The organism is Phytohabitans sp. LJ34, from assembly GCF_052068095.1.
GTDB lineage: Bacteria > Actinomycetota > Actinomycetes > Mycobacteriales > Micromonosporaceae > Phytohabitans.
This window is the reverse complement of sequence record NZ_JBQHDG010000017.1, coordinates 156481-180605: the sequence shown is the minus strand read 5'-3', so window position 1 is coordinate 180605 and position 24125 is coordinate 156481. Positions and strand designations below refer to the sequence as shown.

Below are 24125 nucleotides of genomic sequence, written 5' to 3'. Positions count from 1 at the left end.
CCCTACTCCTCGGCGAGCCGGTCGCGGAGCTTGCCCAGGGCCTTGGCGAGCAGCCGGGAGACGTGCATCTGGGAGATGCCGACCTGCTCGGCGATCTCGGTCTGCGTCTGGTTGCCGTAGAAGCGCAGCATGACGATCCGGCGTTCGCGGGCGGTGAGCACCTCCAGCGCGGCGCCGATGGTCATCCGCACGTCGGCCAGCTCGAAGCCGTGGTCTTCCCCGCCCATGCTCTCGCCGAGCGTGGTGCCGCTGTCCTCGCTGCCGACGGGGGCGGACAGGGACGCGGACTTGTAGGCGCGGGCCCCTTCGAGCCCCTCCAGGACCTCTTCCTCGGTCAGCTCCAGGTGGGCGGCGATGTCGGCGACCGTCGGCGAACGGCCGAGGCGGTGGGCCAGCGTGGAGTTGGCGTCGCTGATCGCGATGCGGAGCTCTTGAAGCCGCCGCGGCACCCGCACGTCCCAGGTGCGGTCGCGGAAGTGCCGCCGGATCTCGCCCACGATCGTCGGGATGGCGAAGCCGGTGAAGTCGGTGCCCCGCTCCGGATCGAACCTGTCGACCGCCTTGATGAGCCCCACCATGGCGGTCTGCACGAGGTCGTCCAGCGGCTCCCCGCGCCCGTGGTAGCGGTTGGCGAGGTGGCGGGCCAGCGGCGTCCAGGCGGTGATGGCCCGGTCGCGCAGCGCGGCACGGGAGGGATGCCGCTCGGGCAGGGCCTTGAAGGCGACAAGCAGCCGCACCGCGTCGTGGCCGGCCTCCCGGTATGCGGTGAGCGCCTCGGTGTCGCCGGAGACGGCGTTCATTGTGGACACGACAGACTCCCCCCTCCGCTGTAGTTGTCACGCCAGCGTACCCATTCGGCCACCCGGACACTAGCCGAAAGGCTGATGTATTTAACAGACATAAATACACCAATGGGGCTGACTGGCTCAGCGACGGGCGACCTCCACCCGGTAGACGCGGGTCTGTGCCCCGTCCTCGCTCGTCACCGTGACCAGCCAGGTGGGGCGCGCGGCGGTGCGGTCGCGACCGACGTGGACGGTGGCGTACGGGTCGTTGGCGGTCGCGGTGACCACCGCCTGGGCGGGGCGCGTGGCGGTCGCCCGGTACTCGGTGCGGGCCGGGTCGAAGCCGGCCACCGGCACGCCGTCCACGGCGAGCCCGGAGAGCGTGGCGTCCGCCGAGACGCCCGGCGCCTTGGCGAAGACCTCGATCTCGCCCAGCGTCAGGTAGCCGCCGGGCCGGGGCGTGAGCACCACGCACACGCCGGTCGTGGCGCCCGCGCTCACCGGCACGCCGACCGCCGGCGTGCCGTCGGTGCCGACCGCCACCTCACCGCTGGCGTCCACACACGTGCCGTCGGCGGCGCGCACCTGGACGCGCAGGCTCTGTGCCAGGCCGCCGCCACCCGCGCTGTCCCGGTAGAAGTGCGTCACCACGCGCGCCACGTCGGCCGGCCGGGGCAGCGTGACCGTGATGGTCTCGGACGGGTTCTGGGTGCCTGGCTTCCAGTTGGACCACGCCTTCTCCGCGGTGACGCCGTTGCGCAGGCCGGCCGGCGAGTAGCCGCTCTCGGTGAAGGTCGCGGCGACCGAGGCGCCGTCGTCGAGCGCGGCGTTGGCCTCGCCCGGCGCGGTGACCTGCACGCGGACGGTGGCCGGGAGCGAGGTGCCGTCGACCACCCGGGCCACGCCGGTCAGCGTCGTCACCCCGGCCCGGTCGAACGCCCCGGGCGGCGCCGGATCCCAGACCACGGGCAGCGTCGCGCGCCCGCCGTGCGCGCCCAGTCCGGCCACCGTCGCCGGCAGCTCCGGGACCCCGCCGGTGTACGTCTTGGCCCGTCCCGGCTCGGTGGCGGTGAACGTGTCCACCGTGACCTCGGCGGTGGCCGTGACCCGCTTGCCGAGCACGTCGGTCGCGACCCCGCGGACGGTGACCACGCCGGGCTTGCGCCAGGCCGCTGGCGCGGGCTCCTTCCACGTCACCGGCAGCGGACGGCGGTCGCCGCCGCGCAGGACCGCGGTCACCGTCTCCGGCAGCGCGGGCGCGCGGCGGGGCACCGTGTAGAGCGCGGCGGTCTCGGTGCTGGCGACCGACTCGTCGAGCAGCGCCCAGCGCTGGTTCGCGGCGCCGTTGGGCTGCCAGACCGAGATCGGGCTGCCGTCGGCGGTGGCGCTGCCGGAGACGTCGAGCACGCGGCGGGCGCCGACGTTGACGAACGTGTACGTGCCGTCGCCGGTCGTGGAGACGATCCACTGAGCGCCGGCGTCGGGCCGGGTAGTGGCCGCCTCCAGCACCGTGGCGTCGCCGCGCACGGCGAGGCGCTGGCCGGTGCCGGCGTTGACGATGGCGTACCGGTCGCGGTTGGTCACGTCGCGGCCCAGCTCGCGCACGTACCAGAGCTGGTCCGGCCGCGCCGGGTCGGTGGTGCGCAGGACCGCCGAGGCGCCGTCCGCGGCGGGCGCGAGCGACCGTCCACTCTGCACACCGCGCAGCCGGTACGGGTGGCCGGCCTGGACGTGGTCGGCACCGGCGGCCACGCCGGAGACGCCGGTGACCAGGAACGTGGTGACCGACTCGCCGGGCACGGTGAGCGTGGCGGAGCCGCCCCTGACCCGTACCGGCGTGCCGCGCACGAGCTTGCCGGCCGCGCTGGTCACCACCGGCGTGACGGTGGCGCCGGGGCGCACCGTGCCGAAGCGGGACAGGTCGAGCGTCACCGCCTGGGCGCCGGCGTCCGCGTTGGCGTGCACCACGACCGCGTCCCGGCCGTTCTTCTTGACCGCCGCGACGCTCGCCGGGTCGTCCACTTTGACCAGACGGTCGCCGGGGCGGATGTGGTGAGTGAAGTTGCGGACCGTGTCGAACTTGGTGTTCGTCCTGATCGGACATGTGGCGAGCGTGTCGGCCGCCGTGCAGGTGAACGGGACGTGGATGCTCCCCCACTGGAGGTTGCCCTCGGCCACCATGTTCTCGGCGTCCTCGACCGGCTGCCACAGCACCCAGGCGGCCGGCTCCAGCTCGCGCAGGTCGTCGATGATGTGGCGGGCCACGCCGAGACCGGAGTCCATGCTGGTGAAGTCGTTGCCCCAGCTGCCCTCCACCTCGCTCATCCACAGTGGACGACCCTCGGCCTTGGCGACGTCACGGGCGGCGGTGCGCTGCCCGGTGCCGTACGTGTGCACGTTGAGCTGGGACACCGCCGCCTGCGCCTCGGCCGGGTAGCCGTACCAGTCCTGGAGGAAGATGCCGGGGTTGGTCTCGTCGGGCGCGGAGACCTCGGCGCGGGTCTTCGCCGTGGCGAGCCGCCGCTTCAGCGCGAGCACCACCTGCGCCTGCGACGCCGGGCCGGCGTGGGCGCCCTCCTGACGCCCGCCGGTGGGCTTGCCGTCGGGACCGAGGGTGGTGCGCCAGTACGGGGTGTTCGGCTCGTTCAACGGGTCGATCGTGTCGAACCTGATGCCGTGCGACCGCTCGATGTGCTCGCTGACCCGCACGAGGTAGTCGGCGAACTCGTCGACCCGGTCGGTCCGGATCTGGTCGGCGCTGGCGTCGAAGCCGCCGGAGACGTACCCGCTGACGGTCTGGAACCACGGCGGCGAGTTGCTGAACGCCTCCCAGGTGTCGACCCTGTCCTTGATCTGGTCGATCCACCAGCGCTGGTTGGCGTCCGCGTCCCAGTTCCAATGGTCGGGGTTGTCCGCGTCCCACCACTCCTTGTCGCCGGGGCCGAACGCCTCCGGCGCCTTCCAGAAGCCCGGCACCGCGCCGCCCCGGCGCAGGTAGTCGTCGACGGTGGGCGCGTTGCCGCCGCCGATGTTGTAGCGGGCGATGTTGAGCCGCAGCCCGTCCTCGCCGAAGAGCAGGTCGACGAGCTTGTTTCGCACCTCGTCGGGGTAGCCGCCGGTGACGTTGGCGAACCAGACCAGGCTGGTGCCCCACCCCTGGAACGGCGCCTGCTGGTAGGACGGGTCGATCCGGATCGTGACGCCGGCCGCGGCCGCCGGGGTCTCCGGCTCGGCCGCGGCCGGGCTGGGCGTGACGCTCGCCGAGAGCCCCGCGACGAGCGTCGCGACCGCCGCCGCGCTGGCCATCCGGGTCGTGCCGCGTCGAGTCGCCATCGCCCACCCTCACTTCGTAAAGGGGTTATTGAAACCTCTGCGCAATGTACGGGAGCGACGTGGTCCGATACAAGACCGGTCAGCTGACGACCCGGAACGTCGCGTCGCTCCGGCCCTGGGCGTCGGTGATCGGGTCGAGCCGCAGCAGGTAGTTGTAGTGCCGGATGTACCGGTCCGGGTAGTTGTACGACTGGAACGAGGCCCAGGAGGAGCTCGCCAGCCCGGCCACCTGGCGGAAGGTGGCGTCACCGGCGAACGTGCTCGTGCCGTCGCTCGCCTCGAGCCGGAAGTCGAAACCGTAGTGCCGCAGGTAGTACCCGGGGAAGTTGACCGACTGGAACGAGACGGTGCCGGAGGCGCCGGCGAGGCCGGGCACGATCCGGAACTGCGCGTCCTGCGCCGGGCTCACGTTCGCGTCGATCCGCACGTCGTAGTCGGCGTGCCGCACGTACCGGTCCTGGACGTTGTACGACTGGATCCGGTTGATCGGCGCGCTGCTCCCCCAGCGGGCGAGCACCCGGCTCTCCTCGGCGGCGGTCAGGTTGAGGATCGAGCCGTGCCGCTTGCGGCTGCCGCCCATCGCGTAGTTGGACTGGGTGCGGAAGTTCTGCGTGCTGCCCAGGTTGGTGGAGACGATCGGCATGTACCCGCGGCCGGTCGCGAACTGGTCCAGCCACAGCGCCCACTCGTTGCGCCCGTTGAACTGCGCCCACATCGGACCCTCGACCACGTTGCCGCCGCCGGTGCCGTTGGAGATGCCCATGTGCGACAGGTTGCCGAGCGTGGTCCACGAGCCGAGCACCGAGTTGCTCGCCTCGATGGTGATGTGGCCGTCGGCCGACGCGCGGTAGTACCGGTAGCCGCCGACGCTGCCCGCCACCTCGACGATCTGGGTGTCGATGAGGCCCTGGCTGCCGCCCCGCTCGATGTACAGCTGCGGCGCGGTGAACGAGCGGAAGTCGCTCGTGCGCACGTACCAGATGCGGTGCTTGGTCACGCCGTTGCGGGCCGAGTTGGTCGCCCAGTAGACAACGTAGTCGTTGGTCGCCGGGTTCCAGATGGCCTCGGGCGCCCACGCGTTGCCGGCGCCGGAGATGCCGCCCGCGACGTTGACGAGGCGCGGCGCGGACCAGTTGACGAGGTCGGTCGACTCCCAGACCACGAGCGAGGTGCTGCCCCGGTTGGCCGCGTCGCTCCACGAGGTGCCGCTGGCGATGCGCAGGTCGGTGGCGACGATCCAGTATCGGTCGCCGGCGGGCGAGCGGACCAGCGCGGGGTCGCGTACGCCACGGGTGCCCACTGTGGACAGCAGGACCGGGCCGCCGTTGTTGAGGTCGGTCCAGTGCAGGCCGTCCTTGCTGTGCGCGAAGTAGATCTGCTCACCGGTCGCCGACTCGCCGGTGAAGTGAGCCATCAGGTATCCGGTGAACGGGTCGAGCGCCGCGGCCTCCTTGGGGCTGACGGCCGACCACGAGGCGAACAGCAGGCAGGCGGCCGCGAGCAGCGCCCCCACCCGGTGCAGGGCTCTGGACATGGGTGTCTCCTTCAGAGCGTGGGGACGACCGGGCGGATGGTGCCGTCCGCGTTGAACTCCAGCCGGTCGATAGTGGTTTCCCGGTTGGTGCCGTTGCCGGCCGGCACGGCGAACCGGTGGTAGGCCACGTACCAGGTGTCGGTGCCGGGCGCGCGCACCACGGAGTGGTGACCGGTGCCCTTGACGCCGAGGTCGAGGCGCTTCTGGAGCACGACACCGCGGTTGGTCCACGGGCCGAGCGGCGAGGTGCCGGTGGCGTAGGCGACGCGGTAGTCCTCGCTGCGCGTGTCGTTCTCCGACCACATGAGGTAGTAGGTGCCGTTGCGCTTGAGCACGAACGGCGCCTCGTTGTAGCCGGCCGGGGTGATGACGCGCACCTGGGCCGGGTCGAACGAGACCATGTCGGCGTTCAGCCGCACCGCGCGGGCGACGCCCTGTCCCCAGTACAGATAGGACTGTCCATCGTCGTCGGTGAACACCATCGGGTCGATCGCCTGCCCGCCGGAGAACTGGTCCGCGCGCACCAGCGGGCGGCCCAGCGCGTCCCGGAACGGGCCGGTGGGGCTGGCGGCGACCGCCACGCCGAGCTGCTTTGCGGTGTTGCCGCTCGCCAGCCCGCCGCTGAAGTACAGGTAGTAGCGCCCGTCGCGGGTGGCGACCGCCGGCGCCCAGGCCGAGTTGTCCGCCCAGGACACGTCCGGACCGTGGTCGAGGGCCACCCCGTGGTCGGTCCAGTTGACCAGGTCGGTGGAGGAGAACGCCTTGTAGTAGGTGCCGCCCCAACCCGCGTACCCGTCGGTGGTCGGGTAGAGGTAGTAGCGCCCGTTGAAGGTGGCGATGTGCGGGTCGGCGAAGAGGCCGGGGATGACCGGGCCCTTCGCGGTCTTGGGCGCCCACGGCGCGGCGAGCCGGAAGGAGCTGTCCGCCCGGAAGGTGGCCGTGTCCTGGTAGGTGTCGAGCCAGAGCGCGAAGTCGCGGTGGCGGATCCGCCGGGTGGGGTAGTTGTACGAGACGAGCGCGACCGACCCGGCGACCGAGCCGTCGACCGCGCAGAACGTGGCGTCACCGCGGAACGTGGCGTCGCCGGTGTTGGCGTCGACCCGCAGCCGGTAGTCACGGTGCCGCAGGAAGAGCCCGTCCTTGGTCTGGAACGAGTAGCAGGCCGGCGAGGCAAGCCCGTTGACGACGGTGAACGTCGCGTCGCGCTTGGCCTGCGCGGTGCTGCTCGTCGTCACGGCGGCGAGCTGACCGAGCGTGTTCGCGTACCGCCCGGGATAGTTGACCGACTCCAGCGAGCGGGCGCCGGTCGGCAGCGCCACCGCCTGCGCCGGCCCGCCGCTGACCGCAACGACAAACCCGGTGACCAATGTGGACAGTGCCAGGACCGGAACGAGACGGCGCGTCATGCGGACGAGTGTTAACGATAACAGTTACAACTGTCAACCCCCGAGCGAGGCTTATCCGAACCCATGTAAAAAGGTCAGCGCAGGCCGATTCCCGCCAGGCACTGCTCCAGCGCGAAGGTGGCCGCACCGAGGCTCACCGGGTTGCCGGCGATGCCACAGAGCGTGATCTCCGCGGCGGCGAGGGGCCGGGTGAGCGCGCGCTCGGCCGCGACCGCCCGCACCTCGGCGACCAGCGGCTCGCCCAGCAGGCTCGCCACCCAGCTGCTCAGGACGACGACCTCGGGGTTGACCAGGTTGATCAGGTCGGCCACGGCGACACCCAGGTAGCGGGCGGACTCGGCCACTGCCTTCACCGCCACCGGGTCGCCGGCCGCCACGCCATCGGCCAGCGCCCGGATCGTGGCGGTCTGGTCGTTCGGGTGCAGCATCGCGCTGCCCGGGGCGAGGTCGCGCAGGTTTTCCATGATGCCGGGCGCACCGACGTACGCCTCGACGCAGCCGCGGCTGCCGCAGTGGCACGGCCGCCCGTCGAGCACGAGCGTGGTGTGCCCCCACTCCCCCGCGCTGTTGGTCGCGCCGCGGTGCAGCGCGCCGCCGAACACGAACCCCGCGCCCACCCCGGTGCCCAGGTTGACCACCACGACGTCGTCCCGCCCCCGCCCGGCGCCGAACCACAGCTCGGCCACCGCGCAGGCGCGCAGCGGGTTGTCCAGGTAGAGCGGCAGGTCGAGCGAGGCGGCGAGCATGCCGCGCAGCGGCACGTCGTGCCAGTCCCAGTTGGGCGCGAAGACCGACACGCCACCCTCCCGGTCGACCTGGCCCGGCACGCTCACCCCGACGCCGAGCACCCGCTCGTGGGGTACGCCGGCCTGGTCGAGCGCGTGCCGCAGGCTGGACAGGATGTGGCCGACGACCTGCTCGGGCCGCGCCTCCTCCGGGTGCAACGTCTCCTCGACGCTGGCGAGCACGGTCAACGCCGGGTCGAAGAGCTCGACGTGCACGTACGTCTCGGCCACGTCGATGCCGACCAGCACACCCCCGGCCGGGTTGACGGCGACGAGGCCGCGCGGCCGGCCGCCGCCGGAGTCCTGGTAGCCGACCTCGACCAGCAGCCCGAGCTCCAGCAGCTCACCGACGAGGTTGGCCACGGTGGCGACACTCAGCCCGGTGTCGCCGGCGACCTGCTGCCGCGAGACGGTGGCGCCCGCGATGATGTGCCGCATCACCTCGAAGCGGTTGGTGACCCGGATGTCCCTGGACGTGCGGCGCACACGCAAACTCTAAACCCGCCCAGACAGTGACAGGGCTGCCCTCTTGCGGACAGGGCGGGAGGGGCCGCGCCACCGAAAGGTGGTCGCGGGTGGCGTGTCAGGCGTGGGGTGGGGCGGTCGATTCGCGGATGCGGAGGGAGGGGCTGATGACGACGCGGTGGGTGGGGCGGTCGGGGTCGGCCAGGCGGTCGGCCACCAGGCGCACCGCGGCGCGGCCGATCGAGCGGCGCGGTGGCCGCACCGCGGTCAGGGGTGGGCTGAAGAGGCCGGCCACCTCGTCGTCGTAGGCCACGATGGACAGATCGCCGGGCACGGACAGGTGGCGTTCCTCGCAGTGCTGCACCAGCGCGATCGCCTCCGCGTCCGCGTGCACCAGCAGGGCCGTGGTGCCGGTGGCGCGGCAGCGGTCCAGGACATGGTCGAGGGCGGCGTCGCGGTCGGCGGAGCGGGCGTCCGGCACGACCACCTCGACCGTGGCCGCCGGGTCCAAGCCGCACTCGGCCGCGGCCTCCAGCCATCCCCGGCGTACGTGCGGGCGGGTGGGGCTGTTGGAGTCGAGCACCACGCCGACCTTCCGGTGCCCGAGTGAGGTGAGGTGGCGCACCGCGATCGCCGCGCCCAGCGCGTGGTCGGTGACCACCGACTCCATGACCGCGTGGTGGGCGCCGACCGTGGCGGTGCGCTCCAGCAGCACGACCGGGACGCCGGCGTGGGCCAGCCAGTCGATGGTGCGCTCCGAGGTCGGCGCGTCCATCCGCGGGGCGACGATCAGGCCGTCGACCTCCAGGCGGTCGACGAGGCGTTCCAGCTGGGGCTTGTCGTCCTCGGCGTCGTACGAGGAACCGCGCAGCACGACCCGCATGTCCAGCTCCTGCGCGGCCTCCTCGGCGCCCCTCGCCACGTCGGGCCAGTAGTAGTCGAGGGACGGCACGAGCATCCCCAGGGTGCGGCCGGCGGCGGGCAGGTCGTCGACCGCCGAGCCGTCGGGCTCGATCAGGGCGACCCCGCCGTGTACCCGGCGGACCAAGCCCTCGGCCGCGAGCTGGGCGATGTCGCGCCGGATGGTGACCGCGGCCGCGCCGAGCGCCTGCGAGAGGTCGGAGATGCGCATCGCGCCGTCGCGTTGCAGCGCCTCCAGCAGCTGCTGGCGGCGGGCGACCTGAAGCGGCCCCCGAGGTTCTGTCACGGTGCACCTCCGGGAAACACGGTCTCCTCGACCGTCAGGATGAACGTGCCGGTCGGGCCGGCGGCGGTGACGTCGAACGCCAGCCGGGTGAGCCGCTCGCCCCACACGCCGGCGAGCATAGGGTCGTCGAGCGGGCGCACCTCGGCCGCGCACGGAGTGGACTCGGGGCGCCAGCCGAGCGTGACCCGGCCGGCGCCGTCGAGGGCGGTGATGTCGACGCGGCCGGGGCCGACGCTCACCTCGCCGGCGACGAGCAGGTGGATGTGCGTGGGCGCGGCGGCCGGGTCCGGGTCGAGCCGCCAGTCGTCGGTGACCACGATCCGTCCACTGTGGCGGTCGAGCGTCGCCGTACGCCGCCAGTGCCTTATGTCGTCGCGCGGGTAGGCGCCGGCGAGGTCGAGGCTCAGCGCGGCGGCGGAGGCGGCGACGTCGCGCGCGGCGTAGGCGCGGCCGGGTGCCTGCGCGGTGCCCCGGATGTGCGGCACGTTGTGCCAGTCGCTACGCATGGTCCAGATGTCGTACCGGTCCGGGCCGAACGTCCGCGCCGTGTACGTGGGGCGGCCGGCGTCGACGAGTACCGGGACGCCGTGCAGGGCGACCACGACGGCGCCGACGTCGTTGTGGTTGTGGTGCTCGCCGTTGTGGCCGCCCTTCACCGCCAGCGTGAGACCACCGGACGAGCGGGCCACCAGCACCTGGACGGACGGGAGCCACACGTCGCCGGGCGGGGCGGGCGGTGCCGCTCCACGATGGACTGTCCACTCCGGATCGGTCAGCGCGCGCAGGAGCCGGCCGAGGCCCTGCTCCTCGTCCGCCACGGGCGCGTCGGGCCGGCGGTGTGCGGCCGCGTGGGCCGCGGCGAGCGGGTCGCCGACGCGTCGGGCGGCCCGGTGCAGCGCGTGCCACGGCGGGGTCTCGGCGAGCCGGGCCGTCCCGTCGGCGTAGTTGAGGTACCAGTCGCCACCCAGGTGCATCCGGTGCGGGAAGGCCACGGTGTGACGCAGCGCCTCGCCCGGCACGCCGCCGAGCGCGCCGCCGGTGGCGTGGTCGAGCAGGTCGAGTGCCTCGTGCGCGCGGCAGGCGCCGTTCCACCAGTAGCCGTGACCCTCGTCGATGGCGCCGTCGGCGGGCAGCGACGCGACGTAGCGGTCGAGCCCTTCGACGACGAGGTCGACCAGCGCGGCGCGCCGGATCGGGTCGTCGACAAGGCGCAGCGCGGCGACGAGGACGTTGCCGTGGATCCAGGCGCTCCAGTTGTGCACGTCGCCGTCGAGGCCGAGCCAGTGCCAGTCGCGGCGGCGGGCGAAAGGGTCGAGCACGCGCCGGTCGACCTCGTGCCGGATGCGGGCGCGCAGGCCGGGCGCGTAGGCGTCGAGCGGCTCGGCGAGCAGGTGGTCGACCCAGGCGAGCTGCGCGGCGACCTCGCCGGCGCCGAGGTCGAGGTAGGGGTCGGTGACGGTCGGCAGCACCGCGCCGTGCGCGGCCCGGGTGTCGTCGTGGGCCGGCCAGCACCAGCCGCTCTGCTCGCACAGCAGCGTCACCCCGTCGACGACCTCGTCGAGCCAGCCGTCGTCGAGCGTGGCCGCGGCGACGACGGCGGCCCGGGTGAGGCGCCGCTGCCGGGCGAAGACCCGCCGCTCGTAGTCAACCCGGTTGCCATCCCGGAAATAGCGGGCATACTGGCTGGCCAGCGGCGTCGGCCAGGGATCCGCGCGGTCTCGCTCGGCCCGCGCGCGCAGGTGTCGCAGCGTGGCGGCGTGCGGCTGCGCCCAGGCGGCACGGTCGTGTGCCGGGGACACCGGCAGCGACTCGTGCGGCGGCCGGAGCACCCGGTCGAGGAACGCCGCGCCGACGTCCGGCCAGGCCGCGGCGAGCGGGCCGGCGAAGCGTTCGGTGGGGGGCATTGACACCTCGGCGAGCAGCTGAGCAGGTGTGATCGCTCGTGATCATATCAGATCGTCCTGATCGGATCTGCGCGATCAAGTGTTGCCAAGTTATTGACTTGCTCGGTTGTGAGCGTTTTACTTCGGAAACCCAGCCGTTGCCTGGCCGTCACGAACCAGCACGATGGCAACGCAAACATCTGTGGAGACGAATCGTGGTGCAGTGCGGCGTCTGGACGCGTGACACCTGGTTGGCGCTCGCCGACCGGATGCTCGCCGCGGTCCGGCCGTACGCGTCTCCCGGTCGCGCGCTGGTCACCCTCCCCGGGGCTCCCGGTGGGTACGGGCGGGCGGTCGACGGCTTGGAAGGGTTCGCCCGCACCTTCCTGCTGGCCGGCTTCCGCGTCGCGGGGGCGCGCGGCGCCGGCGTCGACGAGCTCACCGAGTGGTACGCGGACGGGATCGCGGCCGGCACCGACCCGGCCGCGCCGGACCGGTGGACGCGCCTCGACGAGCACGCCCAGGCGAAGGTCGAAGCCGCCTCGATCGCCCTGGTCCTCGACATGACCCGGCCGTGGATCTGGGACCGGCTCTCCCCCGCCGTCCAGGAGCGGGTGGTCGACTACCTCGCCCCGGCGGTCGGCGACGACACCTACCCGCAGATCAACTGGGTCTGGTTCCGGCTCGTGGTGCAGACGTTCCTGCGCTCGGTCGGCGGGCCGCACTCGCTCGGCGAGATGGCCGAAGACCTCGCCACCCACGACACGTTCGCCCGCGCCGGCGGCTGGCTCTCCGACGGGCCGGAGCGCGCCTTCGACCACTACACCGGCTGGGCGCTGCACGTGTACCCGACGCTGTGGGCCCGGATGGCCGGCGCCGCCGACCTCGCCGCCGAACGCCGCGCCCGCGACCTCGCCGGCCTCGACCGGTACCTGCTCGACGCGATCACGCTCGTCGGCGCCGACGGTTCACCGCTCATCCAGGGACGCAGCCTGATCTACCGGTTCGCGGCCGCGGCGCCGTTCTGGGTCGGCGCCCTCGCCGGTGTGCCGTCGGTCGGCCCCGGCCGGCTGCGCCGCGCCGCCACCGCGATCGTGCGCCACTTCGCCGACCGCGGCGCCCCCGACGAGCGCGGCCTGCTCACCCTCGGCTGGCACGGCCCGTGGCCGCGGCTGGCCCAGGCGTACTCCGGCCCCGGCTCGCCGTATTGGGCGAGCAAAGGGATGCTCGGCATCGCGCTGCCCGCCGACCATCCGGTGTGGACGGTCCCGGAGGAGCCGCTGCCGGTCGAGGAGCGGGACGCGGTGCGGGCGGTACGCGCGCCGGGCTGGCTGGTCTCCGCCACCCGCGCCGACGGCGTCGTCCGGGTCGTCAACCACGGCACCGACCACGCCGTGGAGGGCGCCACGGTCGGCGACTCGCCGCTGTATGCGCGGCTCGGCTACTCCACGGCGACGAGCCCGATCCTCAACGACTACGGCTGGCGCAAGCCGCTGGACCAGTCGGTCACGCTCGTCGACGGCACCGGCCGGGCCACGCATCGCGCCGGCATGCGCCTGCTGGCGGTACACGTGGACGAGGCTGGTGTCGGTGTGGCCGGGTCGCGGGCCCTCGCGCACTGGGTCGACCCGGACCCCGGCCACCGCGACCACGGCGGCGGCCGCGCGGGCCGATCCTGGCCGGCCGGCCACCTGACCGTCTTCTCGCTCGTCCGCGGCCCGTGGGAGCTGCGCCTGGCCCGCGTCGACGACCTGGCCGAAGGGGTCGACGCCGCCACGCTGAGCCTCGTCGTCGGTGGCTGGCCGGTGCCGGACGGCGCCGGGATCACCGTGCACGGCGGCGTGGTGACGGTGGCCGGGGCGCGGCTGACCAGCCGGCTGGAGAGCGTCGTCGGCGGCGGGACCGCCGCCGCCACCCCGGTCCCCGACGGTGGGCCGCTGGGCGGGTCGTCGGTCGTGCCCTGGCTGGCGCACACCACCCGGGTCGGCGCCTGGATCGCCGCCCTCGTCGAACTCACCGGCGCCGAGCCGCCCGAGCGCCGGCCCTGCCGGGCCGTGGTCGGAGACGGCGCGCACGTCGCGGTCGACTGGCCCGACGGGGTCGCCACCGCGACCCGCCTCGACCTGCCCGGGGGACGCCGGCCAGGCACCCCGGTAGCAGTGTGGGCCCCCGGGCCCCTGAACCCGAAGGAGAAAGGATGAAGCGCGCGATACCGGCCGTGATCAGCGCCGCGACGGCGCTGACGCTCGTCCTCGCCGGTTGCGGCGGCGAGGACGAGCCAGCCGACCCGAACGCCCCGGTGACGATAACCCTCGCCGGCTGGAGCCTGTCGACGACGCCCGAGTTCAAGACGCTCGCCGACGGATTCCACGCCGCACACCCGAACGTGACGGTCGAGCTCAAAGAGTACGACGCGACCAACTACGACACGCAGATGACCGCCGACCTCGCCGCCGGCACCGCACCCGACGTGTACGTGCTGAAGAACCTCAAGAACTTCTACACGTACCAGAGCGGCGGTCAGCTGCTCGACGTGCCCAACGCCGGCGGTAGCACCGCGTACCAGGTGGACGGCAAGACCTACGCGGTGCCGTACCGGCAGGACTCGTGGGTCCTGTTCTACAACAAGGAGCTCTTCACCAAGGCGAAGGTGGCGCCGCCGGACGGCAGCTGGACGTGGGACGACTACGCCACCGCGGCCAAGGCGCTGACCACCGGCCTGAAGACCGCCGGCTCGAAGGCGACCGGCACCTACCAGCACGTGTTCCAGTCGACGGTGCAGGGCTTCGCGCTCGCCCAGACGCCCGGCGCCGACCTGCTCTCCGGCGACTTCGGCTACCTCAAGCCCTACTACCAGCGGTCGCTGGACCTCCAGGCGGCCGGCGCGCAGCCGACGTTCGGGACGGCGACCACCAACAAGCTCACCTACCAGGCCGAGTTCGGCAAGCAGCAGTCAGCGATGCTGCTGATGGGCACCTGGTACATCGCCACCCTGCTCAAGCAGCGCAAGAGCGGCGACGCCGACACGTTCGAGTGGGGCATCGCCCCGGCGCCGCAGTTCGACAAGTCCACCACCGGCGCCTCCGCGACACCCGTCACGTTCGGCGACCCGACCGGCATGGGCATCAACCCGAAGGCCAGCAAGGCCAAGCAGGCCGCCGCGAAGGACTTCCTCGCGTACGTGGCGGGCGAGGACGCCGGCAAGGCCCTGGCCGCCATCGGCATCACCCCGGCCACGACGTCCGACGCGGTCACACAGACCCTGTTCGGGCTCGACGGCGTGCCGCAGGACGACCTTTCGAAGCTCGCCTACGCCAAGCACGACACCAAGGCGGAAAACCCGGTGTCGAAGCACACCGCCGGGTTGCAGAACCTCCTCAACGACATGCACACGGCGGTGCTGTCCGACAGCAAGGGCCTCGACGAGGCCATCACCGAGGCGCAGAACCGCGCCAAGAACGAGGTCCTCAACCAGTGACGCGACGGCGGGTCCGGCGACGGGCCCGCCACCCTTTCAGTACCCGGAGAGTCCTATGGCTACGATGCCGCGGCTGCGGGCCAGGCCCCGCCGGCTGGTGTGGCGCAACACGGTGGCCGGATGGTCGTTCATCCTGCCCAACTTCGTCGGCTTCGCCGCGCTCACGCTGGTGCCCGTCGTCGCGCTCTTCTACCTCGCGTTCACCAACTGGAACGTCTTCGGCGTCGCCGACTGGACCGGCACCGCCAACTTCCGTCGCATGTGGAACGACGCGAGCTTCTGGACCGCGCTGCGAAACACCCTGTACTACACGGTCTTCCACATCCCGCTGACGATGGCGGCCGCGCTGGGGCTGGCGCTGCTGCTCAACCGGAAGCTGCGCGGCGTCGCCTTCTTCCGCACCGTCGCGTTCTTCCCGTACATCACGTCGATCGTCGCGATCGCCGTGGTGTGGAACCAGCTGTTCAGCCCGGAGTACGGCCCCGTGAACGCGTTCCTGCGCGCGGTCGGCGTGGACACCCCGCCCGGCTGGACCACGTCGGCGGACTGGTCGATGCCCGCGGTCATCCTGGTCGGCACCTGGCGCTACATGGGCTACTACATGCTGCTCTTCCTGGCCGGGCTTCAGACGATCCCGGCGCAGCTGTACGAGGCCGCGGAGATCGACGGCGCGACACCGTGGCAGCGCTTCGTCAACGTGACGCTCCCCGGGCTGCGGCACACCACGTTCTTCGTGACCGTGATCCTCACGATCGAGAGCTTCAAGGTCTTCGACCTGATCCTCGTGATGACGCAGGGCGGGCCGGGACAGTCCACATTGGTGCTGTCGCAGTACATCTACCAGAAGGGCTTCGTGGAGAACCAGTTCGGCTACGCGTCGGCGGTCTCCATCGTGCTGTTCGCCATCTGCTTCGGCGTGACGGCGATCCAGTTTCTCGTCAACCGGCGGGGGGAACGATGACAGCCACCGACATCCGGCCGCCGGCGACGAGCATCACCGTGCCGGGACGCTTCGCCACGCGGCGGCGCCGTGCCTCGCGGGGCTGGCGGATCGCCGGCTACGCGGCCCTGGTGCTGGCGGCCGCCGCATTGCTGCTGCCGTTCTACTGGATGGTGATGTCGTCGCTGAAGACGAACAACGACGTCTTCACCGTGCCCATCAAGTGGGTGCCCGACGACTTCGTATGGGGCAACTACGTCGACATCTGGCAGCGCTCGGAGCTGACGACGTGGCTGCGCAACACGCTGCTGCTGTCGGTCGTCGTCACGGCGCTCCAGGTGCTCACCGGCAGCTTCGCCGCCTACGGCTTCGCCCGCGTCCGATTTCCCGGACGCAACCTGCTCTTCCTCGCCTACATCGGCACGATCGCGGTGCCCTGGCAGTCGTACATGATCCCGCAGTTCATCCTCATGTCGAAGCTGCACCTGTCGAACACGCTCTGGTCGATCGTGGCGATCCAGGCGTTCGGCGCGTTCGGCGTGTTCCTGATGAAGCAGTTCTACGAGACGATCCCCGAGGAGCTGAGCGAGTCGGCACGGGTCGACGGGCTCACCGAGTTCGGCATCTACCGGCGCATCATGCTGCCGCTGTCCCGGCCGGCGCTGGCCAGCCTCGCGCTGATCACGTTCGTCACCACCTGGAACGACTACCTCGGGCCGCTGATCTACCTGCGCAGCCCCGACCTGCGCACGATCCAGCTCGGACTGAACACGTTCGTCTCGCAGTACAACGCCGAGTACGCGCTCATCATGACCGGCTCGGTGCTGTCGGTGCTGCCGGTCGCGGTCATCTTCCTGCTCGGCCAGCGGTACTTCGTCGAAGGCATCGCCACCACCGGGCTGAAGGGGTGAGAGTCATGCGCCTGCGCCACGACACGATCGCCGCCGTCTTCGACGGGATCCAGGTCGCGCTGGTCAGCAACATGCTGCTGGTGGTCGGCGGCCTGCCGCTGGTCCTGCTCGCGTTCACCACCGACAGCGCGCGCTCCTGGCCGCTCTACGCGCTGGCCGCGCCGCTCTGCGCGCCGGGGCTGTGCGGCGTGTTCGCGGTCATGTCCGGTGGGTTGAGCCAGCCCGCGGGCGGCCCGCCGCGCGTCTTCTGGCGCACCTGGCGGGCGACCGCGCGGCCGGCGATGCTCTGGGCCGCCGGGGCCACCGCCGCACTCGTCGTGCTCGGCGTGGACGCCCGCTGGGCCTGGGGGCACCGGATCGGCGCGCTGGCGCTGCCGGTGCTGGCCATGCTCGCCGTCCTCACCGTCGCCACCGCGCTGCTCGGGCTGGTCGCCATCGCCGAGCGGCCCACCGCGCGGCTGCGCGACGTGGCCCGCGCCTGCCTGTACCTGTCCGTGCGCCGCTGGTACCTGACCGCCGTGTCGCTGCTCGTGCTCGCGCTGCTCGCCCAGTTCGTGGCGGCCCGCCCGGCGCTCGGCCTCGGCTTCGCGGCGGCACCGCTGCTCTACGTGGTCTGGGCGAACACCCGCTGGAGCCTGCGCCCCGCGCTGGACCCGGCCTGAAAACCGTAGGGAGAAACGCATCCATGACGGCGACCGACGTCCGTCCCAGTCCTGACGCCGAGGCGGTCGCGGCCGCGGTGTCCGCCGCGCTGCGCACCGTCGACGCGAACATCGACGCCTTCGGCGACCGCTATCCGGCGGACACCACGACCGGCGGGAGGTACCCGTTTCGCCCGCCGAGCGCGGGCCAGCCGCGCGGCGCCAACGTCGGCTGGACGACGAGCTTCTGGCCCGGAACGATCTGGCTCGCCTACGACCTGACCGGTGACGAACGCTACCTGCGCGCCGCCATGTCCCATGTGGACAGCTTCGCGATCCGGGTGGCCCGCGGCATCGACCTGGACACCCACGACCTCGGCTTCCTTTACACCCTCTCCTGCGTAACTCCGGCCCGGCGCTCCGGCGACCGGTGGGCGCGGGACGCGGCCGTCGCCGCCGCCGACCACCTGATGACCCGGGTGCTCGAGCCGGCCGGCATCATCCAGGCGTGGGGCGACCTGAGCGACCCGCGGCAGCGCGGCCGCACCATCATCGACAGCCTGATGAACACGCCGCTGCTCTTCTGGGCCGGCGAGACCACCGGCGACGGCCGGTACGCCGCGGCCGCCCGCCGGCACGCCGCCCAGCTGCGCGAGCACATCCTGCGCCCGGACGGCACCACGTTCCACACGTTCTACTGGGACCCGGAGACCGGCGTGCCGCTGCGCGGCGAGACCGAGCAGGGGCACGCGGACGACTCCTGCTGGGCCCGCGGGCAGGCGTGGGGCATCTACGGGTTCACGCTCAACCACCGGTACACCGGCGACCCGGCGCTGCTGGCCGCGGCACAGACCTGCGCCGACCACTTCCTGGCCCACCTGCCGGCCGACCACGTCGCGTACTGGGACCTCGTGTTCACCGACGGCAGCGGCGAGGAGCGGGACAGCTCGGCCGCGGCGATCGCCGCCTGCGGCCTGACCGAGCTGGCCGGCGCGGTCGCCGACCCGGCTCGGGCGGACGGCTACCGCGAGGCCGCCGCGCGGATCCTCCGCTCGCTCGTCGACGGCTACTCCACGGCGGGGCATCCGGCCGCGAACGCGCTGATCCTGCACGGCGTGTACGACAAGCCGAAGGGGATCGGCGTCGACGAGGGCACACTCTGGGGCGACTACTTCTACCTGGAGGCGTTGACCCGGGCCACCGTCTCCGACTGGACGAGTCCGTGGTGACCACCTCACGCACAGAAGGATGATCATGGAGTACCGGTACCACTGCACGATCCCGGCCGGCGACGGCCTCAACAAGCTGCCGGTCAACCCGTGCCGGCTGCTCGACCTCGCGCTGTTGCGGCTGCCGGCCGGCGAGTCCTGGACCGGCGACGCGGGCGACCGGGAGATCCTCGCGGTCGTCCTCGGCGGCACCGCGACGTTCACCGTCGGCGGCCACCGTTTCGCGGAGGTCGGCGAGCGGGCCGGCGTCTTCGGCGGCAAGCCGCACTCGGTGTACATCCCGGCCGGCGCGACCGTCACCGTGGAGGCGCTCACCGAGGTGGAGATCGCGCTGCCCAGCGCGCCCAGCGACCTGGCCGTCGAGCCGTACGTGATCGGCCCCGAGCGGGTGGCGGGCGGGCGGTGGGGCGCGGCCAACTTCGGCCGCCAGTACCACCAGATCCTCACCGAGATCGCCCAGCCGGACCTGCCGGCGGCCCGCCTCATCGTCGGCGAGACGTACACGCCGTCGGGCAACTGGAGCACCTATCCCCCGCACCGCCACAAGGTCGACGACCTGCCCGCCGAGGCGGCGCACGAGGAGATGTACTACTTCCGGGTCGACCGCCCCGGCGGCTTCGGCATCTCCCGGGTGTACACCGACGAGGGGTACGAGGAGAACTTCACCGCCCGCGACCACGGCGTGCAGATGATGCCGGAGGGCTACCACACGGTCGTCAGCGCGCCCGGCTACACGACGTACTACCTGTGGTTCCTCGCCGGCACGCAGCGCACGCAGGGCGCCCGGGAGGACGCCGACCTGGCGTGGGTGGGGCAGACCGTGCCGACCCTGCGCAGCGTGGGGCTGTAACAGTGAGCGAGCGAGTTGGCGCGGCGGCGTCTGGACTGAGCGGCCCCGCCGACGAAGTCGGGGTTTCGGGGCCGCGAGGGAAGACGTCGCCTTCAGCGCCGCACGAGCGAGCGAACCATCAGGCGCTGGTCCTCGACAGCTTCCGGCTGGACGGCCGGGTCGCGCTGGTCACCGGCGGCGGCCGGGGCATCGGGCAGGCGCTCGCCACCGCGCTGGCGCAGGCCGGCGCGGACGTCGCGCTGCTGGCCCGCACCGAACCCGCCGAGACGGTGGCGCGGATCGAGGAGCTCGGCCGGCGGGCGCTGGTCGTGCCCGCCGACCTGTCCACCGCCGGCCCGGACGAGCTCGGCGACGCGGTCGCAGCGGTGGTCGCCGGGCTGGGCCGGCTCGACGTGCTGGTCAACAACGCCGGCACGATACGCCGCTCGGCCGCCGCGACGCACCCGCCGGAGGACTGGTCGGCGGTGCTGCGGATCCAGCTCGACGCGGTGTTCCACCTGTGCCAGGCGGCCGGGCGGGTGATGCTCGGCCAGGGACACGGGAAGATCGTCAACATCGCGTCGATGCTCTCCTTCCAGGGCGGCGTCCGGGTGCCGTCGTACACCGCGGCCAAGCACGCCGTCGTCGGTGTCACCCGGGCCCTGGCCAACGAGTGGGCCGGCGCGGGCGTCAACGTCAACGCGATCGCACCGGGCTACATCGCCACCGACCAGACCGCGGCCCTGCGCGAGGACCCCGACCGGGAACGCGAGATCCGCGGACGCATCCCGGCCGGCCGCTGGGGCACGCCCGAGGACCTGATGGGCGCCGTGGTCTTCCTCGCCTCCGATGCCGCCCGGTACGTGCACGGCGCCGTCCTGGCCGTGGACGGAGGCTGGTTGGCCCGCTAAGCGAGGAGCGAGTTGGCGCTGCGGCGTCTGGACTGAGCCGCGCCGCCGACGAAGTCGGGGTTTCGGCGTGGCGAGGGAAGACGTCGCCTTGAGCGCCGCACGAGCGACCGAGCCCGGCAGGCAAGGAGGGTGTGTCGTGACCACTGAGCGTCTCTTCGGGACCCAGCGGCAGGAGCGGCTGCTCGCCGAGCTGCGCGGGCGCGGCGCGGTACGCGTCCGTGACCTGGCCCGCGAGCTCGGCGTCAGCGAGCTGACGATCCGCCGCGACATCGCCGCGCTCGCCGAGCGCGGCCTGGTGTCCAAAGTGCACGGTGGTGCCACGCTGCCGTCCCGCCGGGCCGCGACCAGCCCGCCGCACCGGGTCTCGATCCGGTACACGCTCGGCATGGTGGTGCCGTCGCTCGACTTCTACTGGCCGGCGGTCATCGCCGGTGCGCGGGCCGCGGCGGCGGCGCTCGGCGTCGACCTCCAGCTGCGCGGGTCGAGCTACGACCCGGAGGAGGACCGCCGCCAGGTCGGGCGGCTCGTCGAGGCGGGCGAGGTGGCCGGCCTGCTGCTGGCGCCGAGCCTGGACGGCCGGGTGCCGCCCGACTGGATCGGCCGGCTGTCCGTGCCGGTCGTCTTCGTCGAGCGGCAGCCGCGAAGCTGGCCCGCCGCGCTCGCCTCCACCCCGGCCGTCGAGTGGGTGCGCACCGACCACGCGCATGGCCTCGACCTCGCCGTCGGGCACCTGTGCGAGCAGGGGCACCGGCGGGTCGGCCTCGTCCTCGACCGGGACAGCCCGACCTCCGCCCACCTGCTGCGCGCGTGGCACGCGGCCCGCGCGGACCCCGCCCTCGCGGCCGTGCTCGCGTCGCAGTGGTGGGTGACGCCGGGCCAGAGCGTGAAGCTGCTGCGCGAGTGCCGCCGCGCCGGGATCACCGGACTGGTCGTGCACAGCGACCCGCAGGCCGCCGACCTCGCCCGGTGCTGCGCCGAACACGGCATGCAGGTGCCCGGTGACATGGCGATCGTCTCGTACGACGACGAGGTCGCCCACCTCGCCGAGCCCGCGCTCACCGCGGTGCGCCCGCCCAAGAGCCACATCGGCCGCCTCGCGGTGGAGCTGATGGTGGCCCGCCTGCTCGGCGGCGAACGCCGGCCGGCCCACCGCGTCCTGCTCGCACCCGACCTGGTCGTGCGCGCGTCCTCGGTCACCCGCGCGTGATCAAAGGTCCTCTCCAGCAGTTGGAGCTGCTTGAGAGGACCTTTGATCACGCGTCTGTTCGGGTGTGAACGTTCTCGATCGGCTGGCTTCGAACCCTGGTGTGAACGTTACCAGGGTGTTACCAATGTGATAGCCATCGATGCCTTCGCCCGGGAGGAAACGACGTGAGAAGCAACAGACGGCTGCTGGCGCTCGGGGCGGCGCTCGCCCTGACCGCGGGCGCGCTGGCCGTGCCGGCCGCTCCCGCGCAGGCGGCACCGGTCACCGTCACCAACGGCACGCAGTTCACCGACACCTCCGGCGCCGTGGTGCACGCGCACGGCGGCGGCGTCCTGAAGGTCGGCAGCTACTACTACTGGTTCGGCGAGAACCGCAACGCCAACAACACCTTCCGGGCGGTCTCCGTCTACCGCTCGACGGACCTGCGCAACTGGGAGTTTCGCAACAACGTGCTGACCCAGTCGTCGGCCGCCGAGCTCAACGTCGCCAACATCGAACGGCCGAAGGTCATCTACAACGCCAGCACCGGCCGGTACGTGATGTGGATGCACAAGGAGAACGGGTCGAACTACAGCGAGGCGCGGGCCGCCGTCGCCTCGTCGACCACTGTGGACGGCGCCTACACCTGGCACGGCAGCTTCCGCCCGCTCGGGCAGCACATGTCGCGCGACATCACGCTGTACAACGACGGCGGCACCGCGTACATGATCTCCGCCGCGGACGAGAACTACGACCTGCACATCTACCGGCTCACCGCCGACTACCTCAACGTGGCCAGCCTGGTCGGCAACTTCTGGGACGGCGCCCACCGCGAGGCGCCCGCCATGTTCAAGCGGGGCAGCACCTACTTCCTGCTCACCTCGGGCGCGACCGGCTGGAACCCCAACCAGGCCCAGTACGCCACCGCGTCGAGCATTTCCGGGCCGTGGAGCGGCTGGACCAACGTCGGCAACGGCACCACGTTCAGCTCGCAGCCCACGTACGTGCTGCCGATCCAGGGCACCTCGACGACGAGCTACCTGTACATGGGCGACCGCTGGGCCGGCGCCTGGGGTGGGCCGGTCAACGACTCGCAGTACGTGTGGCTGCCGATCACGTTCCCGTCGAACACGAGCATGAGCCTGAGCTGGTCGCCGTCGATCACCATCGACGCGGCCACCGGCACGATCACCGGCAACTCCCCCGTGTACTACCGCGTCACCGCCCGGCACAGCGGCAAGGTGATGGACGTGGTCAGCAACTCCACCGCCAACAACGCCGAAGTGAAGCAGTACCCGTGGAACGGCGGCGGCAACCAGAAGTGGGAGTTCCAGGACGCCGGCGGCGGCTACGTGCGCCTGGTCAACCAGAACTCCGGCAAGTGCCTGGACGTCGTGTCGGCGTCCACAGCGGACGGTGCCAACGTCATCCAGTACACCTGCGGAGGCGGCACCAACCAGCAATGGCAGTGGGTGGCGACGGGCGGCTACTTCCAGCTCCGCGCCCGGCACAGCGGCAAGTGCCTCGACGTGGTCAGCGCCAACACGGCCGACGGCGCCGACATCCAGCAGTACGCGTGCGGCTCCGGCACCAACCAGCAGTGGACGAGGACCCAGTCATGACGCGCCGTCTCGTCGCCGCGCTGCTCACCGTCGTCGGCGCGCTGGTGGTCGCGCCCGCGCCGGCCACCGCCGCGACCACGCTGGTGTACACGACGTTCAAGGGCGACGCCGTCGCCGACGAGGAGCTGTGGGTCTACCGGTCCACGAACGGCGGCACAAGCTACAGCGTGCTCGCCGACACCAACTACCACGGGCCGACCGGCGTGCTGCGCGACCCGAGCATCCTCAAGCACAACGGCCGGTACTACATCGCGTACACCGTGCAGTCGTGGACCACCAACTCCACCTACTTCAACATCGCCTCCAGCACCAACCTCACCTCCTGGACGCACGTGGCGAGCGTCAACTCCGGCATCGCGAACACCCGCTTCACCTGGGCGCCGGAGTTCTACGTGGAGGGAAGCACGGTGCGGATCATCGCGAGCATCGCGGCGACCACGTGCTCCAACTGCTTCCGCCCGTACGTGTACACCGCGCAGAACACCGCGCTCACGTCGTGGAGCGGCCCGTCGCAGATGTGGGGCCTGGGCACCAACCACATCGACACGTTCGTCGTGAAGTCGGGCGGCACGTGGCACGCGTTCACGAAGGACGAGACCGGCAAGTACATCGAACACTGGACCACCACCGGCAACCTCTACGAGGGCTGGGTCAACCGCGGTCGACTGTGGAGCTCCGGCTACGAGGGCCCGTCACTGGTCCGCCTCGACGACGGCCGCTGGCGCATCTACGTCGACCGGTACTCCACCGGCGGCGGCGTCTACCCCGCGACGAGCACCGACCTCAACACCTGGACCGGGCTCAGCTCGGTCGCCTGTTCTGGCTGCCGCCACGGCACCGCCATCCCCCTGTAGCCACCACTGCCAGGTCCCCGCCTCACCCGCCCGCCCCGCCCGTCCCAAGGAGCAGGGTGGGAGGGGTGAGCGGGACCAGCGGCGGACGGATGAGGCCGCGGGAGCGACGGTCGGGACCACGACGGA

At 72.2% G+C, this 24125-nt stretch carries 18 protein-coding genes; 11 read left to right on the top strand and 7 right to left on the bottom strand.

All coding sequences use genetic code 11. The features are described 5' to 3' along the window. Positions 1 to 2: 2 nt before the first annotated feature. The 7 genes from ACTMTJ_RS28520 to ACTMTJ_RS28490 all read right to left on the bottom strand — a co-directional run bounded on the left by ACTMTJ_RS28520 (position 3) and on the right by ACTMTJ_RS28490 (position 11419). A complete protein-coding gene (locus tag ACTMTJ_RS28520) occupies positions 3 to 800 on the bottom strand; it encodes a SigB/SigF/SigG family RNA polymerase sigma factor (protein WP_441221435.1) in 798 nt (265 codons plus the stop codon). Positions 801 to 926: 126 nt separating this feature from the next. Then, entirely contained in the window at positions 927 to 4118 is a 3192-nt protein-coding gene (locus ACTMTJ_RS28515) for an RICIN domain-containing protein (RefSeq protein WP_441221274.1), read from the bottom strand. Positions 4119 to 4197: 79 nt separating this feature from the next. Next, a complete protein-coding gene (locus tag ACTMTJ_RS28510; protein ID WP_441221272.1) occupies positions 4198 to 5652 on the bottom strand; it encodes a glycoside hydrolase family 43 protein in 1455 nt (484 codons plus the stop codon). A gap of 11 nt (positions 5653 to 5663) precedes the next feature. Next, a complete protein-coding gene (locus ACTMTJ_RS28505; protein WP_441221270.1) occupies positions 5664 to 7058 on the bottom strand; it encodes a family 43 glycosylhydrolase in 1395 nt (464 codons plus the stop codon). A gap of 74 nt (positions 7059 to 7132) precedes the next feature. Next, positions 7133 to 8329, bottom strand: coding sequence for an ROK family protein (locus ACTMTJ_RS28500; protein WP_441221268.1), 1197 nt, complete (start codon positions 8327 to 8329; stop codon positions 7133 to 7135). A 97-nt stretch (positions 8330 to 8426) separates the two neighbouring features. After that, on the bottom strand, positions 8427 to 9515 hold the full coding sequence (locus ACTMTJ_RS28495; protein WP_441221266.1) for a substrate-binding domain-containing protein: 1089 nt from the start codon (positions 9513 to 9515) through the stop codon (positions 8427 to 8429). After that, positions 9512 to 11419 carry a heparinase gene (locus ACTMTJ_RS28490; protein WP_441221264.1) on the bottom strand — a complete coding sequence of 636 codons (1908 nt, stop codon included), beginning with the start codon at positions 11417 to 11419 and terminating at the stop codon, positions 9512 to 9514. Before ACTMTJ_RS28490 ends, ACTMTJ_RS28495 begins: the two co-directional genes overlap by 4 nt. A gap of 194 nt (positions 11420 to 11613) precedes the next feature. On the opposite strand from ACTMTJ_RS28490, the gene ACTMTJ_RS28485 reads away from it, so the two are divergent. The 11 genes from ACTMTJ_RS28485 (at position 11614) to ACTMTJ_RS28435 (ending at position 23999) form a co-directional block, all read left to right on the top strand. Next, a complete protein-coding gene (locus ACTMTJ_RS28485; RefSeq protein WP_441221262.1) occupies positions 11614 to 13599 on the top strand; it encodes a DUF2264 domain-containing protein in 1986 nt (661 codons plus the stop codon). Beyond that, the gene (locus ACTMTJ_RS28480; RefSeq protein ID WP_441221260.1) at positions 13596 to 14876 is read left to right on the top strand and encodes an ABC transporter substrate-binding protein; all 1281 of its coding nucleotides are present in this window, start codon (positions 13596 to 13598) and stop codon (positions 14874 to 14876) included. Before ACTMTJ_RS28485 ends, ACTMTJ_RS28480 begins: the two co-directional genes overlap by 4 nt. Positions 14877 to 14931: 55 nt before the next feature. Next, on the top strand, positions 14932 to 15837 hold the full coding sequence (locus ACTMTJ_RS28475; protein WP_441221258.1) for a carbohydrate ABC transporter permease: 906 nt from the start codon (positions 14932 to 14934) through the stop codon (positions 15835 to 15837). Continuing rightward, the gene (locus ACTMTJ_RS28470; RefSeq protein WP_441221256.1) at positions 15834 to 16727 is read left to right on the top strand and encodes a carbohydrate ABC transporter permease; all 894 of its coding nucleotides are present in this window, start codon (positions 15834 to 15836) and stop codon (positions 16725 to 16727) included. The genes ACTMTJ_RS28475 and ACTMTJ_RS28470 overlap by 4 nt, the downstream gene beginning before the upstream one ends. A gap of 5 nt (positions 16728 to 16732) precedes the next feature. Further along, positions 16733 to 17389, top strand: coding sequence for a hypothetical protein (locus ACTMTJ_RS28465; RefSeq protein WP_441221254.1), 657 nt, complete (start codon positions 16733 to 16735; stop codon positions 17387 to 17389). 23 nt (positions 17390 to 17412) lie between these two features. Next, positions 17413 to 18597, top strand: coding sequence for a glycoside hydrolase family 88 protein (locus ACTMTJ_RS28460; RefSeq protein WP_441221252.1), 1185 nt, complete (start codon positions 17413 to 17415; stop codon positions 18595 to 18597). 25 nt (positions 18598 to 18622) lie between these two features. After that, positions 18623 to 19447: a 5-deoxy-glucuronate isomerase gene (iolB, locus tag ACTMTJ_RS28455; protein ID WP_441221250.1), complete on the top strand. Its 825-nt coding sequence runs from the start codon at positions 18623 to 18625 to the stop codon at positions 19445 to 19447. Positions 19448 to 19449: 2 nt separating this feature from the next. Then, positions 19450 to 20337: a 2-dehydro-3-deoxy-D-gluconate 5-dehydrogenase KduD gene (gene kduD, locus ACTMTJ_RS28450; protein ID WP_441221248.1), complete on the top strand. Its 888-nt coding sequence runs from the start codon at positions 19450 to 19452 to the stop codon at positions 20335 to 20337. A gap of 136 nt (positions 20338 to 20473) precedes the next feature. After that, a complete protein-coding gene (locus tag ACTMTJ_RS28445) occupies positions 20474 to 21544 on the top strand; it encodes a LacI family DNA-binding transcriptional regulator (protein ID WP_441221246.1) in 1071 nt (356 codons plus the stop codon). A 164-nt stretch (positions 21545 to 21708) separates the two neighbouring features. Continuing rightward, a complete protein-coding gene (locus ACTMTJ_RS28440) occupies positions 21709 to 23145 on the top strand; it encodes an RICIN domain-containing protein (protein ID WP_441221244.1) in 1437 nt (478 codons plus the stop codon). Beyond that, positions 23142 to 23999 (top strand): family 43 glycosylhydrolase, encoded by an 858-nt coding sequence (locus ACTMTJ_RS28435; protein WP_441221242.1) that lies wholly within the window; start codon positions 23142 to 23144, stop codon positions 23997 to 23999. Before ACTMTJ_RS28440 ends, ACTMTJ_RS28435 begins: the two co-directional genes overlap by 4 nt. Positions 24000 to 24125 lie beyond the last annotated feature (126 nt).